This window comes from Acinetobacter sp. SFA, from assembly GCF_001647535.1.
GTDB classification, from domain to species: domain Bacteria; phylum Pseudomonadota; class Gammaproteobacteria; order Pseudomonadales; family Moraxellaceae; genus Acinetobacter; species Acinetobacter pecorum.
Genome location: NZ_LSZI01000001.1, coordinates 313,205 through 329,640, shown reverse-complemented (window position 1 = coordinate 329,640; position 16,436 = coordinate 313,205). Strand labels below are relative to the sequence as shown.

At 45.4% G+C, this 16,436-nt stretch carries 13 protein-coding genes; 9 read left to right on the top strand and 4 right to left on the bottom strand.

Going from position 1 to position 16,436, the window contains the following annotated elements:
• Positions 1-50 precede the first annotated feature (50 nt).
• The gene (locus AY607_RS01530; protein WP_064101548.1) at positions 51-1,733 is read left to right on the top strand and encodes an AMP-binding protein; all 1,683 of its coding nucleotides are present in this window, start codon (positions 51-53) and stop codon (positions 1,731-1,733) included.
• Between the two features lie 70 nt (positions 1,734-1,803).
• Here the strand turns inward: AY607_RS01530 and AY607_RS01525 are convergent, their stop codons facing one another.
• Positions 1,804-3,027, bottom strand: coding sequence for a CaiB/BaiF CoA transferase family protein (locus AY607_RS01525; protein ID WP_064101547.1), 1,224 nt, complete (start codon positions 3,025-3,027; stop codon positions 1,804-1,806).
• 358 nt (positions 3,028-3,385) lie between these two features.
• On the opposite strand from AY607_RS01525, the gene AY607_RS01520 reads away from it, so the two are divergent.
• Positions 3,386-4,657 (top strand): MFS transporter, encoded by a 1,272-nt coding sequence (locus AY607_RS01520; protein ID WP_064101546.1) that lies wholly within the window; start codon positions 3,386-3,388, stop codon positions 4,655-4,657.
• A gap of 76 nt (positions 4,658-4,733) precedes the next feature.
• On the opposite strand, the gene AY607_RS01515 is transcribed toward AY607_RS01520, so the two are convergent.
• Positions 4,734-5,225, bottom strand: coding sequence for a MarR family winged helix-turn-helix transcriptional regulator (locus tag AY607_RS01515; protein WP_064101545.1), 492 nt, complete (start codon positions 5,223-5,225; stop codon positions 4,734-4,736).
• Positions 5,226-5,728: 503 nt separating this feature from the next.
• Here AY607_RS01515 and badH point away from each other — a divergent pair.
• From badH to aliA, 4 genes are all read left to right on the top strand, one after another.
• Positions 5,729-6,493, top strand: a complete 765-nt coding sequence (gene badH, locus AY607_RS01510; protein ID WP_064101544.1) for a 2-hydroxycyclohexanecarboxyl-CoA dehydrogenase — start codon at positions 5,729-5,731, stop codon at positions 6,491-6,493.
• Between the two features lie 75 nt (positions 6,494-6,568).
• Positions 6,569-7,351: a 2-ketocyclohexanecarboxyl-CoA hydrolase gene (badI, locus tag AY607_RS01505; protein WP_064101543.1), complete on the top strand. Its 783-nt coding sequence runs from the start codon at positions 6,569-6,571 to the stop codon at positions 7,349-7,351.
• 12 nt (positions 7,352-7,363) lie between these two features.
• Positions 7,364-8,521, top strand: a complete 1,158-nt coding sequence (gene aliB / locus AY607_RS01500) for a cyclohexanecarboxyl-CoA dehydrogenase (RefSeq protein WP_064101542.1) — start codon at positions 7,364-7,366, stop codon at positions 8,519-8,521.
• Between the two features lie 48 nt (positions 8,522-8,569).
• Positions 8,570-10,237, top strand: coding sequence for a cyclohexanecarboxylate-CoA ligase (gene aliA, locus AY607_RS01495; RefSeq protein WP_064101541.1), 1,668 nt, complete (start codon positions 8,570-8,572; stop codon positions 10,235-10,237).
• A 110-nt stretch (positions 10,238-10,347) separates the two neighbouring features.
• Here aliA and AY607_RS01490 read toward each other — a convergent pair whose 3' ends face one another.
• The gene (locus AY607_RS01490; protein WP_064101540.1) at positions 10,348-11,025 is read right to left on the bottom strand and encodes a type 1 glutamine amidotransferase domain-containing protein; all 678 of its coding nucleotides are present in this window, start codon (positions 11,023-11,025) and stop codon (positions 10,348-10,350) included.
• A 169-nt stretch (positions 11,026-11,194) separates the two neighbouring features.
• Positions 11,195-12,079, bottom strand: coding sequence for a LysR family transcriptional regulator (locus AY607_RS01485; RefSeq protein ID WP_064101539.1), 885 nt, complete (start codon positions 12,077-12,079; stop codon positions 11,195-11,197).
• Positions 12,080-12,256: 177 nt separating this feature from the next.
• On the opposite strand from AY607_RS01485, the gene AY607_RS01480 reads away from it, so the two are divergent.
• The 3 genes from AY607_RS01480 to AY607_RS01470 all read left to right on the top strand — a co-directional run bounded on the left by AY607_RS01480 (position 12,257) and on the right by AY607_RS01470 (position 16,426).
• Positions 12,257-13,786 (top strand): CoA-acylating methylmalonate-semialdehyde dehydrogenase, encoded by a 1,530-nt coding sequence (locus AY607_RS01480; protein ID WP_064101538.1) that lies wholly within the window; start codon positions 12,257-12,259, stop codon positions 13,784-13,786.
• Positions 13,787-13,797: 11 nt separating this feature from the next.
• Positions 13,798-14,688: a 3-hydroxyisobutyrate dehydrogenase gene (gene mmsB / locus AY607_RS01475; protein WP_064096793.1), complete on the top strand. Its 891-nt coding sequence runs from the start codon at positions 13,798-13,800 to the stop codon at positions 14,686-14,688.
• Between the two features lie 88 nt (positions 14,689-14,776).
• Entirely contained in the window at positions 14,777-16,426 is a 1,650-nt protein-coding gene (locus AY607_RS01470) for an AMP-binding protein (RefSeq protein ID WP_064101537.1), read from the top strand.
• The last annotated feature ends 10 nt before the right edge of the window (positions 16,427-16,436 follow it).

The window sequence follows — 16,436 nt, the reverse complement described above, 5'->3', positions numbered from 1 at the left end:
ATGGTTTAAATAATACAAAATAATTGTAAATCCAGGACAGGAGTATAGTCATGAGCAGTCAGCCATGGATGGAAGAATATAAAAAGTGGAATATCAATCCGGAGTTTACCCGGCCAGATCCTGAGAAAACGCTGAGCACGACAATTGCTGAGAATTTGGTGAAATTTCAGGATAAAACCGCATTTATTTATCTGGATCGTAAATTCAGCTATCACGATATCGATATGTATAGCCAGAAACTGGCAAGCTATTTACAGAGTCTTGGGCTGACTGCTGGCAGCCGTATTGCCGTGATGTTACCCAATATTATTCAGTATCCAATTGCGACCTTTGCCATTATTCGTGCCGGTTATGTGCTGGTCAATGTCAATCCCATGTACACCCAGCGCGAGCTCTATCATCAGCTACAGGATTCAGGTGCAGAAGCCTTGATTATCCTGGGACAGACTTTGGAGCAATTAACAGCATTAGAGGAATGTCGTCAACTCAAATATGTCATTTCGACGCATCCGCTGGATTTTATTCAAGAGCAGCCAAGTGCTATTTATAGTCAGGCAGCACAATATCCGGATAAACAGTTTTCTGACTTTAGACAGGCAATAAATCAGGTAAAGATTATTGATTTTGAACTGCCTGTACAGCATCAGGAAGATACGGTCATTCTGCAATACACGGGAGGAACCACAGGTGTTTCTAAAGGTGCAGAACTGAGCCATCGCAATATTTTATTCAATATCGCCCAGAACAGTACCGTTTTTATCAGCCATTTTGGTGACCGTTATGCCACTGAAAATGAATATGTATTCTGTGCCTTGCCGCTGTATCACATTTATGGATTTACCATCTGCCTGTTCAGTTATGGTTTAAGCCGTGGTTTCGCCAATGTCTTGATTCCAAATCCGAGAGATCTGGATGCTTTGGCGGATCAATACCAGAAACATCCACCCACTGTTTTCCCCGGGGTGAATACCATGTTTAATGCCTTGGCGCATCATTCACGTTTTCGTGAACTCGATCACTCACGCCTGAAAACCACAACCGGCGGAGGGGCATCTATTCTGAAAAATACGGCTGAGTTATGGCATGAGGTCACAGGCTGCCAGATTTATGAGGGTTATGGACTTTCTGAAACATCACCGACTGCAACTTTTAACCCGCCTTTAAGCCGGCGATTTAGTGGCACGATTGGCTTGCCATTGGCAGGGACTGAAATTCTGATTCTGAATGATGAAGGAAAACCTGTAGAGCTTAATCAGGCTGGAGAAATCGCCATACGTGGTCCACAGGTGATGAAAGGATACTGGCAGCAATCCGAAGCAACAGCACAGGTATTTACCAAAGATGGATTCTTCCTGACAGGTGATATCGGTTGTATGGACGAACAAGGCTATATCACCATTCTGGACCGAAAAAAAGACATGATTCTGGTATCCGGATTTAATGTTTATCCCAATGAGCTGGAAGGCGTACTGTCCAGACATCCTAAAATACTGGAATGTGCAGTGATTGGTATTGATGATGAAAAATCTGGACAGGTACCCAAGGCATTTATTGTGAAACAGGATGAAAATCTGACCCAAGATGAAGTCATGACTTATCTGAGGCAGCAACTGACCAGTTATAAATTGCCGAAATACATTGAGTTTGTGGCTGGATTACCAAAGTCTGCAGTAGGAAAAATTCTGCGTCGCGAGCTGCCTCGTACTGTTCAGTCGAGTGCCAAAGCCTGTTAAGGAATGATCTAGTCCATTAGATTTAAAATAAAAAAGGAATCGAAAGATTCCTTTTTTACTGCTTGCAGGCTTATCGCTGCTGGATGACTTTTTTGATTTTCAGTTCTTCCATTTCAACAGGGCTTAAATATTGACTCAAAATGGCATCGGTATCTTCACCCAGACAAGGTGGGGCCTTTTTATATTCTACCGGTGTCTTGGAGAGTTTAATTGGTGAACCGATTGAGGTGTAATCTTCACGTAAGGTATGCGGCATCTGAATCACCATATCGCGTGTCAATACCTGTTCTTCTTGCAAAGTCTGTTTCAGGTCATTGATCATTCCTACCGGTACTTTAACCGCATGAATCAGATCCACCCAGGTTTTTGCCGGTCGAGTATAGAAATGAGCCTGTAGAACTGTGGTCAGTTCTTCACGATGTGTAACACGTCCTGAATTTTTCAAGAAGCGAGGATCTTCTGCCACCTTAGCCAAACCAACGGCCTGACACAAAGCTTGGAATTGCAGATCGTTGCCACAGGCAATAATAAATTCACCTTCCTGGGCTTTAAACACCTGATAGGGCACAATATTGGCATGTGCATTTCCGAAGCGACCGGGGACTTTGCCTGAGGTGAGATAATTCATGGCCAGAACAGAGAGGGAAGCAACCTGGGTATCTAACAGCGCCATATCAATATATTGACCTTCACCGGTTTTCTCACGGGACAACAAAGCCGCCTGAATGGCAATTGCGGCATATAAGCCGGTGGTCAAATCGGCAAAGGCCAGACCTGCTTTTTGCGGGCCACCACCGGGCAGGTCATCACGTTCGCCAGTGACACTCATCATGCCGCCCATTCCCTGAACGATAAAATCATAGCCCGGCTCTTGCGCACGCGGACCGTTTTGGCCAAAACCAGTAATAGAACAATATACCAGTCGCGGATTTAGCTCACTCAGACTTTCATAATCCAGCCCATATCGTTTCAAAGAACCGGCTTTATAGTTTTCAATGACTACATCACTCTGTTCAGCAAGTTTTTTGATAATACGTTGACCTTCAGGTGTAGATAAATCGATTGCAACCGAGTACTTGCCACGGTTGGCTGACAGGTAATAAGCCGATTCCTGGGTATCTTGTTGCTGATTGTTTTTAAGCCAGGGTGGTCCCCAGATACGGGTATCATCCCCATGATCCGGTTTTTCAATCTTGATCACTTCTGCACCCAGATCAGCCAGAATCTGGCTACACCAGGGCCCAGCCAAAATCCGGCTTAAATCCAGTACACGAAATCCTGTTAAGGCACCCATTATTACGCTCCCTGTTCGATCCTATTCAAATGACATATCGTTCTTATCCCTCTTTTTAAAGCTATATGAAAATGAAAGAACAATCAACTTTATGATAATAAATTTCGTATAACAAAATAAAACATCTAAAATGATTGAATATTCATCTTATTTTCTTTAGCCTGATGCAAATATAAGCATGAACGAGGAATAAGAGCTAACTGATAAAAAGGAAAAAGGGATCTCCCAGACAGGATTAAAAAAGGAGTCAATCAAGTGAATAAAAAACGGATTAGCCTTAAAGCATATTCATTAGCGGAATAGCTTTAAATATAAAAAGATCATGAAAACCTAAGGATAGGAAAACAGAGATTTAAATATGACGGATTTAGCTAGAGAATTAGAAAAGATTAAACCGACGACCAAACGAACCCAGCAAATTGCTTTTATTTTCGCTTTTCTGGCTTTACTGGTAGATGGCGCGGACATGTTGCTGCTATCTTTCAGCTTAAACAGTCTGAAAGCAGAATTTGGTTTAAGTAATTTACAGGCCGGTACACTAGGCAGTTTCACCTTGGCAGGTATGGCGATTGGTGGCTTTATAGGTGGCTGGGCCTGTGACCGTCTGGGCCGTGTACGTACCGTAGTCATTTCGATTCTGGTATTTTCCATATTGACCGCAGCCTTAGGCTTTGCACAGAACTTTGAACAATTTGCTGTTTTACGCTTTCTGTCTGCTTTCGGCATAGGCTCTTTATATATTGCAGCCAATACGCTCATGGCTGAATATGTTCCAACTGAATATCGCACCACAGTTTTAGGGACCTTACAGGCAGGATGGACCGTCGGTTATATTGTGGCCACTGTACTAGCAGGCTGGATCATTCCGGAATATGGCTGGCGAACCCTATTTTTTATTGCCATTATTCCCTCGGTTATGGCGATTTTTATCCAGAAACTGGTTCCTGAGCCAGAATCCTGGCAGCGTGCACGTTTGCAGCTTCTATATGCCCCAGCTGAAATCACAGCACAGCAACCTGCCAAAAAAAGCACAGTCAAAGAGATTTTCGCGGATCCTGCGAATCGCAGAATGTTTATTTTGTGGATCTTTACGGCCGGTTTTCTGCAATTTGGCTATTATGGGGTAAACAACTGGATGCCGGCATATCTGGAATCTGAATTGCACATGAATTTTAAATTCATGGCCGGCTATATGATTGGTACTTATGTGGCGATGATTTTCGGCAAAATTTTGGCGGGCTTTGCCGCAGACCGTCTGGGTAGACGCGCTGTCTTTTCTTTTGGTGCCATCGGAACGGCGATTTTCCTGCCCGTGATTGTGCTATTCAATACGCCAGATAACATTGCCTATCTGCTAATTTTCTTTGGATTCCTGTATGGTATTCCATATGCGATTAATGCCACTTATATGACAGAAAGCTTCGCCACCTCGATTCGTGGTACTGCGGTAGGCGGTGCTTATAATGCAGGTCGTATCGGCGCCATGTTTGCCCCTGCAATTATTGGCGCGGCAGCTAGCGGTGGTTCAATTGGCCTAGGCTTCCTGATTATGGGTGGAGCTTATTTCTTGTGTGGGGCAGTGTCTGGGATATTCATCAAAGACCGTCAATACGATCCACAAAAAGCATAATTTCAACTTCAAAAAAAGAGCCTGAATACAGGCTCTTTTTTTTATACTCTTCAATTAAAGCTGAATTTCTATTTGTTTACTCCTGATCTGCTTCTTTATGCAGATGAATACTTTTCAAACCATCATTTACTTTATTGAGCAGATGAATCAGGGTAACCACATCATCAAAGGCCAGTTTATTTAAGGCCTGACCATAAAAATCAAAGAAATCAGCTTGCAAGTTGTCCCATGTTTCCAAGCCTTCAGCCGTCAGCGCAACAATTTTAGCGCGGCGGTCCTGTTCACTAATGACCCGCTCCACCAGACCATCACGTTCCAGCCGTTTTAATACTGCGTCCAGGTTTTGCCGGCTCACCCCGAGATATTCAGTCAGATCAGAAAAAGACATTCCTGATTTAACTTTTGGACGGGACAAAGCACCCAGTACTGCCCAATGCACTGGGGATATTTTCAGCTCATTGAGGCATTTTCGGTCCAGGCTATTGCCCACCTGAAACAGCCGGAAAAAAAGCCGGTTATGAGCAGAGTATAAGGATTGATCATATTTTTTTGACAAAGTATCACTCACAATATTGGACATCCTCAAAACTGAAATAGCCGAGCCGCGCAGAGTATAGCCTATCGCTTTTTCGCACAAACCAGTTTCTATTATAATTTGTTTTAAAAATCATAGTGTTTTTGCAGAAATTTTCCTATTTAAATTCTGAGTCAATCAGTTTTATGGTTTGGAAATCTCTCTTTTTCTCCTCACTTCCATTGCGCTCACTCGTCAAATCTCTAAGGTTTTCTTCCTAATTTTAAAGGAATAAATTATCTGTCATGCAAAAGACATAATTTGGCCCTAGAGTGAAGTCGGATTCAAATTAATCTAAAGCCAAAAACCAATATAGGTCAATACATTGAATAAATAAAAATATTAAGTTAATGATAAATATATAAATAATAATTTATAAATATTATTTTATGTAAATATGTTGACATAAATTCAATCTCTTTCTATTTTAGATAAAACACACTGAATTAAAACAACAGCCGATTAAATTCGACAACAAAATAGCGTAAGGATGAGCAATGAAAGGATTAAAAGACAAGGTTGTGATTGTGACAGGCGGAGCAGGCGGAATTGGTTCAGCCACCTGCCGACGTCTGGCAGAGGAAGGCGCCAAAGTCGCCATTTTTGATATGAATCTGGAAGCGGCTGAAAAGCTGGCGAATAAAATCAATCAATACGGTCAGGCACTGGCAATTCAGTGTGATATTACCCAAAGTGATGTGGTTGAGCAGGCGGTTCAAAAAACTGAAACTGAACTCGGTCCAATTGATGGACTGGTCAACAATGCCGGCTGGGATATTTTTAAACCTTTTGTTAAAACCAATCCGCAGGAATGGGAAAAACTGATCCAGATTAATCTGGTCGGTATGCTGAATATGCATTTTGCAGTGCTGAAAGGCATGGTGGAACGCAATTCCGGCAGCATTGTCAATATTGCTTCTGACGCAGCCCGGGTCGGTTCTTCAGGTGAAGCAGTCTATGCGGCCTGTAAAGGCGGCTTGTTATCTTTCTCTAAAACGCTGGCACGTGAGCATTCACGTCATAACATCAAAATTAATGTGATTTGCCCGGGACCCACCGATACGGCTTTGCTTGCAGGCGTGACTGAAGGCGCATCAAATCCGGAAAAATTACGTGAAGCCTTTATTCGTGCCATTCCACTGGGTCGCTTGGGTCAACCGGATGATTTGGCTTCTGCCATTGCCTTTTTCTTGAGTGATGATGCTAGCTTTATTACCGGGCAGGTACTCAGTGTCTCTGGCGGTTTAACCATGAACGGTTAAACGGACATCATCATTAAATCTCATAACAATCACAGTTCAACCAGATAGATAAAAACAGTACAGGATGTAAAGAAAATGAATTTTGAAGATATCTTATATGAAGTTAAAAACGGTGTTGCCTGGATCACAATTAACCGTCCAGAAAAAATGAATGCTTTCCGTGGTACCACCTGTGACGAACTGATCAAGGCATTGAATAAAGCAGGTTATGACCGTAACGTAGGCGCAATTGTACTGGCAGGCGCGGGTGAGAAAGCTTTCTGTACAGGTGGTGACCAGTCCGCGCATGATGGCAATTATGATGGCCGTGGAATGATTGGCTTGCCGATGGAAGAATTGCATACCGCCATCCGTGATGTACCTAAACCGGTAATTGCACGCGTACAAGGCTATGCCATTGGTGGTGGCAATGTGCTGGCAACTATTTGTGACCTGACCATCTGTTCAGATAAAGCGATTTTTGGCCAGGTTGGTCCGAAAATGGGATCGGTTGATCCGGGCTATGGCACGGCGTTTTTAGCACGCGTCGTCGGTGAAAAGAAAGCCCGTGAAATCTGGTATATGTGCCGCCGTTATTCTGGTCAGGAAGCTGTGGAAATGGGTTTGGCGAATAAATGCGTACCGGCCGATCAACTGGATGCCGAAGTGCAGGCCTGGGCTGAAGAAATCTGTCAGCGTAGTCCGACTGCCATTGCAATTGCCAAACGCAGTTTCAATATGGATACCGCGCATCAGGCAGGTATTGCGGGCATGGGGATGTATGCGCTGAAACTTTATTATGATACTGAAGAGTCTCGTGAGGGAGTCAATGCACTGAAAGAAAAACGTCAGCCTGAATTCCGTAAATATGCCAAATAAGGAGACTGATCCATGAAAAAGAATCCTTATATCACTGAAGAACTCGAGTTTCTGGCAGAAACGGCAGAAAAATTTGCCCAGAAATATATTGCTCCCGGTTTTCTGGAACGTGATCAAAGCCGAGTCTTTGACCGTGATCTGGTCAAAAAGATGGGCGAAATGGGCTTTATTGCACCTGAACTTCCGGAACAGTACGGCGGTCAGGGCATGGGCAGACTGGCTGCCGGAATTATCCATGAAGCGATTGCCAAGGCAGATTTAAGTTTCTCCTATATCAACCTGCTTGCTTCCCTAAATGGGCAGATTCTGGCCGAACATGGTCAGCCTGAAGTAGTTGAGCCTTGGCTGAAAAAACTCACTGCAGGCGAGGCTATCTTTTCAATAGCTTTGACCGAGCCGCGTGGTGGTTCAGATGCAGCGAATTTACGTTTAAAGATTGAACGTGATGGCGATGAATATGTCATTAATGGTGAAAAAACTTCGATTTCTGCGGCCGATCAGGCAGATGCTTCGGTGGTTTTTGGCCGCACTGGCGCCAATGAAGATGGTGCGCATGGCGTGACAGCGCTCTTGGTTCCGATGAATTTACCGGGCATCTGTACCACACGTTTTGACTGTCATGGTCAGCGCGCGATCGGTCGCGGTTCAATCTTTTTTGACAATGTTCGTGTGCCAGTCAATCACCGTCTAGGGGATGAAAACAAAGGTTTTGTGCAGGTGATGCAGGGCTTTGATTTTTCTCGTGCTCTGATCGGTTTACAGGTTTTGGCCGTTGCCCGGGTGAGTCTGGATGAAGCCTGGGAATATGCCGCGCAACGCGAAGCTTTTGGTCAGCCATTGACTGCTTTTCAGGGAGTTTCGCATCCACTCGCTGAATACGAAACTCAGGTTGAAGCTGCACGCTTACTTTGCCTGCAAACCTTATGGCTGAAAGACAATCATCTGCCCCATACCTCTGAAGCAGGCATGTGTAAATGGTGGGGGCCAAAACTGGCCTATGATGTAATTCATCAATGTCTGTTGACTTTTGGTCATGCCGGTTACGATCGCGGTGTGATGGAACAGCGGATGCGGGATGTACTCGGTTTCCAGATCGGTGATGGAACAGCACAAATCATGAAAACGATTATTGCGCGGCATAAGGCAGGACGTAAGGCTGTACCAGCTTAAGGAAAATAAGCACAGGCCTGAACTAAAATTATAATGAGGAGTAAGCGAATGGATTTCGATGCGGTTCTGATCCCGGCCAGAAAAGAGGCTATGCTTAAACAGGGACACTGGTTAAACCAGACAATACTCGATTTTTTACGCAGTGCCGTAGAAAAGAATCCGGACAAAATAGCGTTGGTAAGCGTTAAGGTTGAGAATCAAACTGAACAGACTTTCAGCTATCAGCAGCTTTGGGACATGACCAATAACATTGCGCTGGGTCTGAAACAGCTGGGTGTAGCAAAAAATGACGTGGTGTCTTGCCAGCTACCGAACTGGTGGGAACTTACCTTGCTTTACCTGGCTTGTAGCCATATCGGTGCCGTGCTCAATCCGCTTATGCCGATCTTCCGTGAACGTGAACTGGAATTCATGCTCAAACATGGTGAATCCAAAGTTTTTGTTGTACCGAAAATGTTCCGCAATTTTAATCATGAACAGCTGGCCAATCAGCTGCAAAACAAACTGGAAAGCTTGAAGCATGTAGTGGTGGTCAATGGTGAAGGCGAAAATAATTTTGATCGCCTGTTGCTCAATCATGGACTGGAACAAGATGCTTCAGCAGTTGCTGCGCTGGATGGACTGGAATCTGGCCCGGATGACATTACCCAACTGATCTTTACCTCAGGCACGACCGGTGAACCGAAAGGGGTGATGCATACCGCCAATACTTTATTTTCCAATATTGTGCCTTATGCGAAGCGGCTACATTTAACTGAAAATGATGTGGTGTTAATGGCGTCACCTATGGCGCACCAGACCGGTTTTATGTATGGCCTGATGATGCCAATTCAGCTGAATACCAAAGTGGTGTTACAGGATGTCTGGGACGTAGCCAAAGCCGTAGATTTGATTCATCAGCATCAGGTGAATTTCACCATGGCCTCGACCCCATTCTTGAATGACCTGTCCAATACCGTGGCGGAACAGCATGACAAGGTTGATTCACTGAAAATTTTCCTGTGTGCCGGCGCACCCATTCCAGGTCCATTGGTGCAAAAAGCCCGGGAAATTCTGGGTGTTAAAGTCATATCAGCCTGGGGTATGACTGAATGTGGTGCGGTGACGCTAACCCGACCTAAAGATGAAGATGAGCGCTCTTTCAATACTGATGGCATCGCTTTACCAGGTGTAGAAATCAAGATCGTGGATAAAAAAGGTCAGAGCAAAGCCCTGAATGAATCCGGTCGTTTGATGATCCGTACCTGTTCAAATTTTGGCGGATATCTAAAACGCCCCCATTTAAATGATACAGATGCCGAAGGTTGGTTCGATACTGGCGATATTGCCTATCAGGACGAGCAGGGCTATATCCGGATTTGTGGACGTAAGAAAGATGTGATTATTCGGGGCGGGGAAAATATTCCGGTCGCAGAAATTGAATCATTGCTGTATAAACATCCGAATATTGCAACAGTGGCTTTAGTGGCTTATGCAGATGAGCGAATGGGCGAGCGTGCCTGTGCAATCATCAAGCTGAAAGATCCGGCTCAACCTTTGAGCTTCAATGAACTGGTAGAGTTCCTGAAAACCCATAATCTGACTATGCAATATCTTCCAGAACGTTTGGAGATCTGGGCTGAAATTCCGATGACGCCATCCGGGAAAATCCAGAAATTTAAACTCAGAGAATTACTGGCTCAGCATATTGCCTCAACGGCAGTTGAAGCGAACTAAATCTGGGAATAAATAGATAAATTAAACCCTGAATAATATTGCCTTATTCAGGGTTTTTCTTGTTCAAAGAAAATGATTCTAAAGGTTTAATACAAACTTTAGAATCATGTCTACTTTAATAATTTTAATAAAGCTTCAGCCGTTGCAGCAGAAGAGGCGGGGTTTTGTCCAGTAATGAGCAGACCATCTTGTTGCACGTATACCTGCCAGTCCTCAGTTTTAGAATATTTCCCACCTTTTTCTTTCAGCATGTCTTCAACTAAAAACGGAACAATGTCTGTCAAACCCACGCCGTCTTCTTCGGTATTACTAAAACCGGTGACTGTCTTGCCTTCTACAATCGAACGGCCTTCGGCATCTTTCACATCACGCAGTACACCTGGTGCATGACAGACCAGCGCAACAGGTTTATCTGCCTGCAAGGTTTGCTCAATTAAAGAAATGGAATTCTGGTCTTTGGCCAGATCCCATAGTGGTCCATGACCACCCGGATAGAACACGGCATCAAAATCCTGATTTAAGACTTCACTCAACTTATGTGTATTGGCAAGAGCCTGCATGGCCACTTCATCTGCTTCAAAGCGTTTGGTGGTTTCGGTTTGCGCATCCGGCTCATTACTTTTCGGATCTAGTGGTGGCTGACCACCTGCAGGAGATGCCAAAACTACCTCTGCGCCTGCATCAACAAAGGTGTAATAGGGTGCAGCCAGTTCTTCCAGCCAGAAGCCGGTTTTTTTGCCAGTATCACCCAGCTGGTCATGTGAAGTCAGTACCATCAAGATTTTCATATTATTTTCCTGTATCTCGTTAAACATCGTGAATAATCGACTGTTAATTTAACAAGTCACAAAGGTCAGGAGTGTTGTGATACGTTCATTTGCTGTATCGATACGTTGTTAATTCAGTTGATTTAACTTAAAGAGGTGACTCTATATACAGCACAGTTGTATTTAATATTCATCTGCCCATTAACAGGTCTTGCTGAAGATCAGCCTGCTTGCGCAGGAAATCCCAGACCAGTTTTATTTTTGGTTCATGTTGCAGATCGACCAGCGTTAGCATCCAGAAAGTGTGGGTAAAACTGAGCTGATGACCCAGCACCTCTTTCAGTTCACTTTTATCATTGACCAGAAATTTCGGCAAAATGGCCAGTCCAGCGCCTGCACGCACGGCAATTTCCTGCGCCAGAATGCTGTTACTGCGAAAACAGGCACTGACTTGCAGTGGAAGACGCTCTAGCGAATAGAGTGCAGTGCTATAGACCAGATCATCAATATAATCGACAAAACGGTGCTGCTGGAGGTCTTCCAGTTTTTTAATTTCCGGATTTTGCTGTAAATAATGCTGACTGCCATACAGTTTCAGGCAGTAATTGGTCAGTCGGGTAATGATATAAGGTCCAGATTTGGGCCGGTCAATCGCAATCACAATATCGGCTTCTCGATGTGAAAGTTTAATCGCCTTCGGCACCGGAATCAGGTCAATGGTCAGCAAAGGATAATGTTGGGAGAATTCTGCCAAAAGACGAGCTAAAAATGCTGTACCAAAACCTTCTGGTGCACCAATTCTGACCCGTCCCTGCAAGGGATTATGGCGCTTGTCAATCTGGATAAAGGACTGTTCCATCTGTTCGACCCGTGGCACCAGTGCCAGCCCTTCCGCAGTCAGTTCATAACCTGTCGCTTCACGCTTGAATAGTTGCGTACCTAGGGTATTTTCGAGGGCTTGAATCCGCCTTGCTACGGTACTGTGTTCCACTCCGATCAAGCGTGCGGCATTGGTGAGCGTTTTAGCACGTGCCAAAACCAGAAAAAAGCGTAAATGATCCCAATCTACTTTCATTTTCTATTTAACATCCTGTTAAATCCCTGTGCATATTTGCACAACCATCGTGCATCAATTTCTATTGGTGGTCAAAGTGTTCTTTGTTAGTCTGCTAAAACAGCGCAAAAATTATACGTTAAATAAAAGCCATTAAAGGCTCACACAACGACAATAACAAACCAGCACGGAGCGATCATGAACGCTATTTCTCATCCCCAGCAAAGCACCGGATTCACCACCGCAAAACTCCTGATTAATGGTGAATTTGTCGAATCAAAAACCAGTCATTGGAAAGATATTGTCAATCCAGCGACGCAGGAAGTCTTGGGCCAGGTGCCTTTTGCTACTGCTGAAGAAGTCAATGCTGCGATTGCTGCCGCACAAAATGCCTTTGCTAGCTGGCGCCAAACCCCGATTCAGGCACGTATGCGGATTATGCTGAAGCTGCAGGATCTGATTCGAACCAATTTAAAAAGTATTGCCCAGGTCTTAACTGCAGAACAGGGCAAAACCCTGGCCGATGCTGAAGGCGATATCCAGCGCGGTCTGGAAGTGGTCGAGCATGCCTGTTCAATCGGTTCATTACAGATGGGTGAGTATATTGAGGGCGTGGCACGCGGTGTCGATACCTATACCTTGCAGCAACCACTGGGTGTCTGTGCAGGGATTACGCCGTTTAACTTCCCGGCGATGATTCCACTCTGGATGTTCCCAATGGCGATTGTCTGCGGCAATACCTTTGTCTTAAAGCCTTCTGAACAGGATCCATTGTCGACCATGATGCTGGTTGAACTGGCGATTCAGGCAGGTGTACCGGCGGGTGTGCTCAATGTGGTGCATGGCGGCAAAGAAGTGGTCGATCAATTGTGTACCCATCGCGATATCAAAGCGATTTCTTTTGTCGGTTCGACCGCAGTCGGCACGCATGTCTATAACCTCGCGGGCCAGCACGGAAAACGTGTGCAGTCGATGATGGGCGCCAAAAACCATGTGGTGGTGATGCCAGATGCGAATAAAGAACAAACCTTAAATGCCTTGGTCGGTGCAGCTTTTGGCGCAGCAGGTCAACGTTGTATGGCACTTTCCGTGGCGGTAATGGTCGGTGAGACCAAGCACTGGGTCGATGAACTGGTCAATAAAACCAAAACCTTAAAGGTAAATGCCGGGCATGAACCGAATACCGATGTTGGACCAGTGATTTCAACCCGTGCCAAATCGCGTGTCATCGATTTAATTAACAGTGGTGTTGAACAGGGTGCTGAAATGCTGCTGGATGGCCGTGATGTGCAGGTTCCAGGCTATGAACAGGGTAATTTTGTCGGACCAACGATTTTTAATCAGGTCACGACCGATATGCGCATTTATAAAGAAGAAGTATTTGGTCCGGTACTGGCGATCATGCATGTCGATACTTTGGAACAGGCGATTGCACTGATTAATGCCAATCCGTTTGGTAATGGCGTTGGACTGTTTACCCAAAATGGCAATACGGCACGTACCTTCCAGAACCAGATTGATATCGGTCAGGTGGGCATTAACATTCCAATTCCTGTACCTGTGCCTTTCTTCAGTTTTACCGGTTCACGCGGTTCAAAACTGGGGGATCTAGGTCCTTATGGCAAACAGGCGGTGCAGTTCTATACCCAGACCAAAACCATCACCAGCCGCTGGTTTGAAGATGATCAGGAAAATAGTGGTGTGAATACCACAATCAGTCTGCGTTAAGGAGCATCAGTATGAAGATTGCATTTATCGGTTTAGGCAACATGGGTGGTCCGATGGCGCAGAATCTGCTCAAGGCGGGTCATCAGGTTTTTGGTTATGACTTAAGTGCAGTGGCTTTACAGCATTTTTCAGAAGCGGGCGGTGTAGTCTGCGACAGTCCACAAGCTGCCGCGAAGCAGGCGGAGATCGTGGTCAGTATGTTGCCCGCAGCCAAGCATGTGCGTGAAGTCTATTTAGGTGAAAATGGTATTTTAGAGGTACTTCAATCGGGCAGTTTGTGTATCGACAGCAGCACCATTGACCCGCAAACCATTCAGGACATTGCTGCAGCAGCTCAGTCCAAACAGATTCGCGTCTGTGATGCGCCGGTATCCGGCGGCACTTTAGGTGCCAAAGATGGCACTTTAACCTTTATGGTCGGTGCAGATGATGCCACCTTTGAGGCCGTCAAACCGGTTCTCGGTTGTATGGGTAAAAATCTGGTGCATTGTGGGGCGGTGGGAACAGGACAGGTAGCAAAAATCTGTAATAACCTGATTCTGGGCATTTCCATGACTGCTGTTGCAGAAGGAATGGCGCTCGGAGCCAAACTGGGTATTGATCCACAGGCCTTGGCTGGCGTGATTAACAGTTCCACTGGACGTTGCTGGAGTTCTGAAATTTATAATCCATGGCCAGATATCTGTGCCAATGCACCGTCATCGCGGGGTTATACCGACGGTTTTGCCGCACAATTGATGCTCAAAGATTTAGGTTTGGCGGTCGATGCAGCGCAACAGGTGGATCAACCGGTGGTTCTGGGCAGCATGGTACAGAAACTCTATCAACAACTGTGTCAGGAAGGTGATGCCCATCTGGACTTCTCCAGCATCATGCATCAATACACCATGCCACCTGCTTAAAACCTAAAATATTCAGATGGAGCAAGGATTCGCTTCAATAACTACACACCTTGTCATTAATAACGATAAATTCAGGCTGAGGTTTAACATGTTAGATTATCAAACAACGGTTCAAGACTTTGATTTAAATACGGTTGCAAGCCAGTTTCTCTCCGGTTCAATGCAGGCAGTGAATGCCTGTTATGAGTGTTGCGACCGTCATGCCAATTCCGATGCCATTGCCTTGTACTGGCATGGTAAAGATGGCAGAAAAGAACAATATAGCTTTGCCGAACTCAAAAAATATTCCAGCCAGTTTGCCAATTTTCTTAAGTCTCAAGGCATTGGTAAAGGTGATCGTGTTTCCGGATTATTACCGCGTACCCCGGAGCTGATCATTATCATTTTAGCGACCTGGCGGATTGGTGCGGTCTATCAACCGTTATTTACTGCCTTTGGTCCCAAAGCCATTGAGCATCGCATTCAGCTGGCGCAAAGTAAGCTGGTGGTGACTGATCTGGCGAATCGGGACAAATTATCCGAGATCAGCAACTGTCCACCGATTGTGACGGTGCATGCCGAAACCGAGGCAGAACGCTATCCACACGACCTAAGCTTCTGGACGGTATTAAACCGTCAGGCTGAAGCTTGTGAGCTGGAAATCCTGAATGTTAATGATCCTTTTTTATTGATGTTTACCTCCGGTACTACTGGACCAGCGAAACCTCTTAAAGTCCCGTTAAAAGCGCTGATTGCTTTTGCAAGCTATATGCAAAATGCCATTGGTCTAACTCCTGAAGATGCTTTCTGGAATATTGCCGATCCCGGCTGGGCCTACGGGTTGTATTACGCGATTACTGGCCCCTTAATACTTGGACACTCGACCTTGTTTTATGAAGGTGGTTTTAATGCGGAAAGTGTCTGCGACATTGTTAAGGAATATGGCATTACCAATCTGGCTGGTGCACCGACCGCTTACCGCATGATGATGGCAGCCGATCCTGCTCAAATGGCAAAACTGCGCGGCCAGTTACGGGTCGTCAGCAGTGCCGGTGAACCGTTAAATCCGGAAGTGATCCGCTGGTTTAAAGAGGTACTGGATGTGCCGATTTATGACCATTATGGCCAGACTGAAGTCGGGATGGTGGTGTGTAATCATCATGCCCTGGAACATCCGGTCCGTTCAGGTTCGGCAGGCTTTGCCAGCCCGGGTTACCGGATTACCGTTGTCGATGAACAGGGGCATGAATTAGCAGCTGACGTCCCGGGCATCCTGGCAGTGGATATCAGCCAATCGCCGATGATGTGGTTCTCTGGTTATGAAGAAAGCCGTAAATCTCCATTTGTCGGACAGTATTATTTAACTGGGGATACCGCAGAGATTCATGCTGATGGCAGTATGAGCTTTGTCGGGCGTAGTGATGATGTCATTACAACGTCAGGTTATAGGGTCGGCCCATTTGATGTGGAAAGTGCCTTGCTAGAACATGATGCCGTGATTGAAGCAGCAGTCATTGGTGTGCCTGATCCCGAGCGTACCGAAGTGATTAAAGCCTTTGTGATTCTGGCGAATAATTTTTCAGCTTCGACCCATCTGGAAGAAGAGCTGGGTCAATTTGTGAAAAAGCGTTTGTCTGCGCATGCCTATCCGCGCTTGATTGAATTTGTGACCGAATTGCCAAAAACCCCAAGCGGTAAAATTCAACGCTTTTTACTGCGCAATCAGGAAATCAACAAGCAGCAAGCCAAGACTGCATAACAGCCAAAGC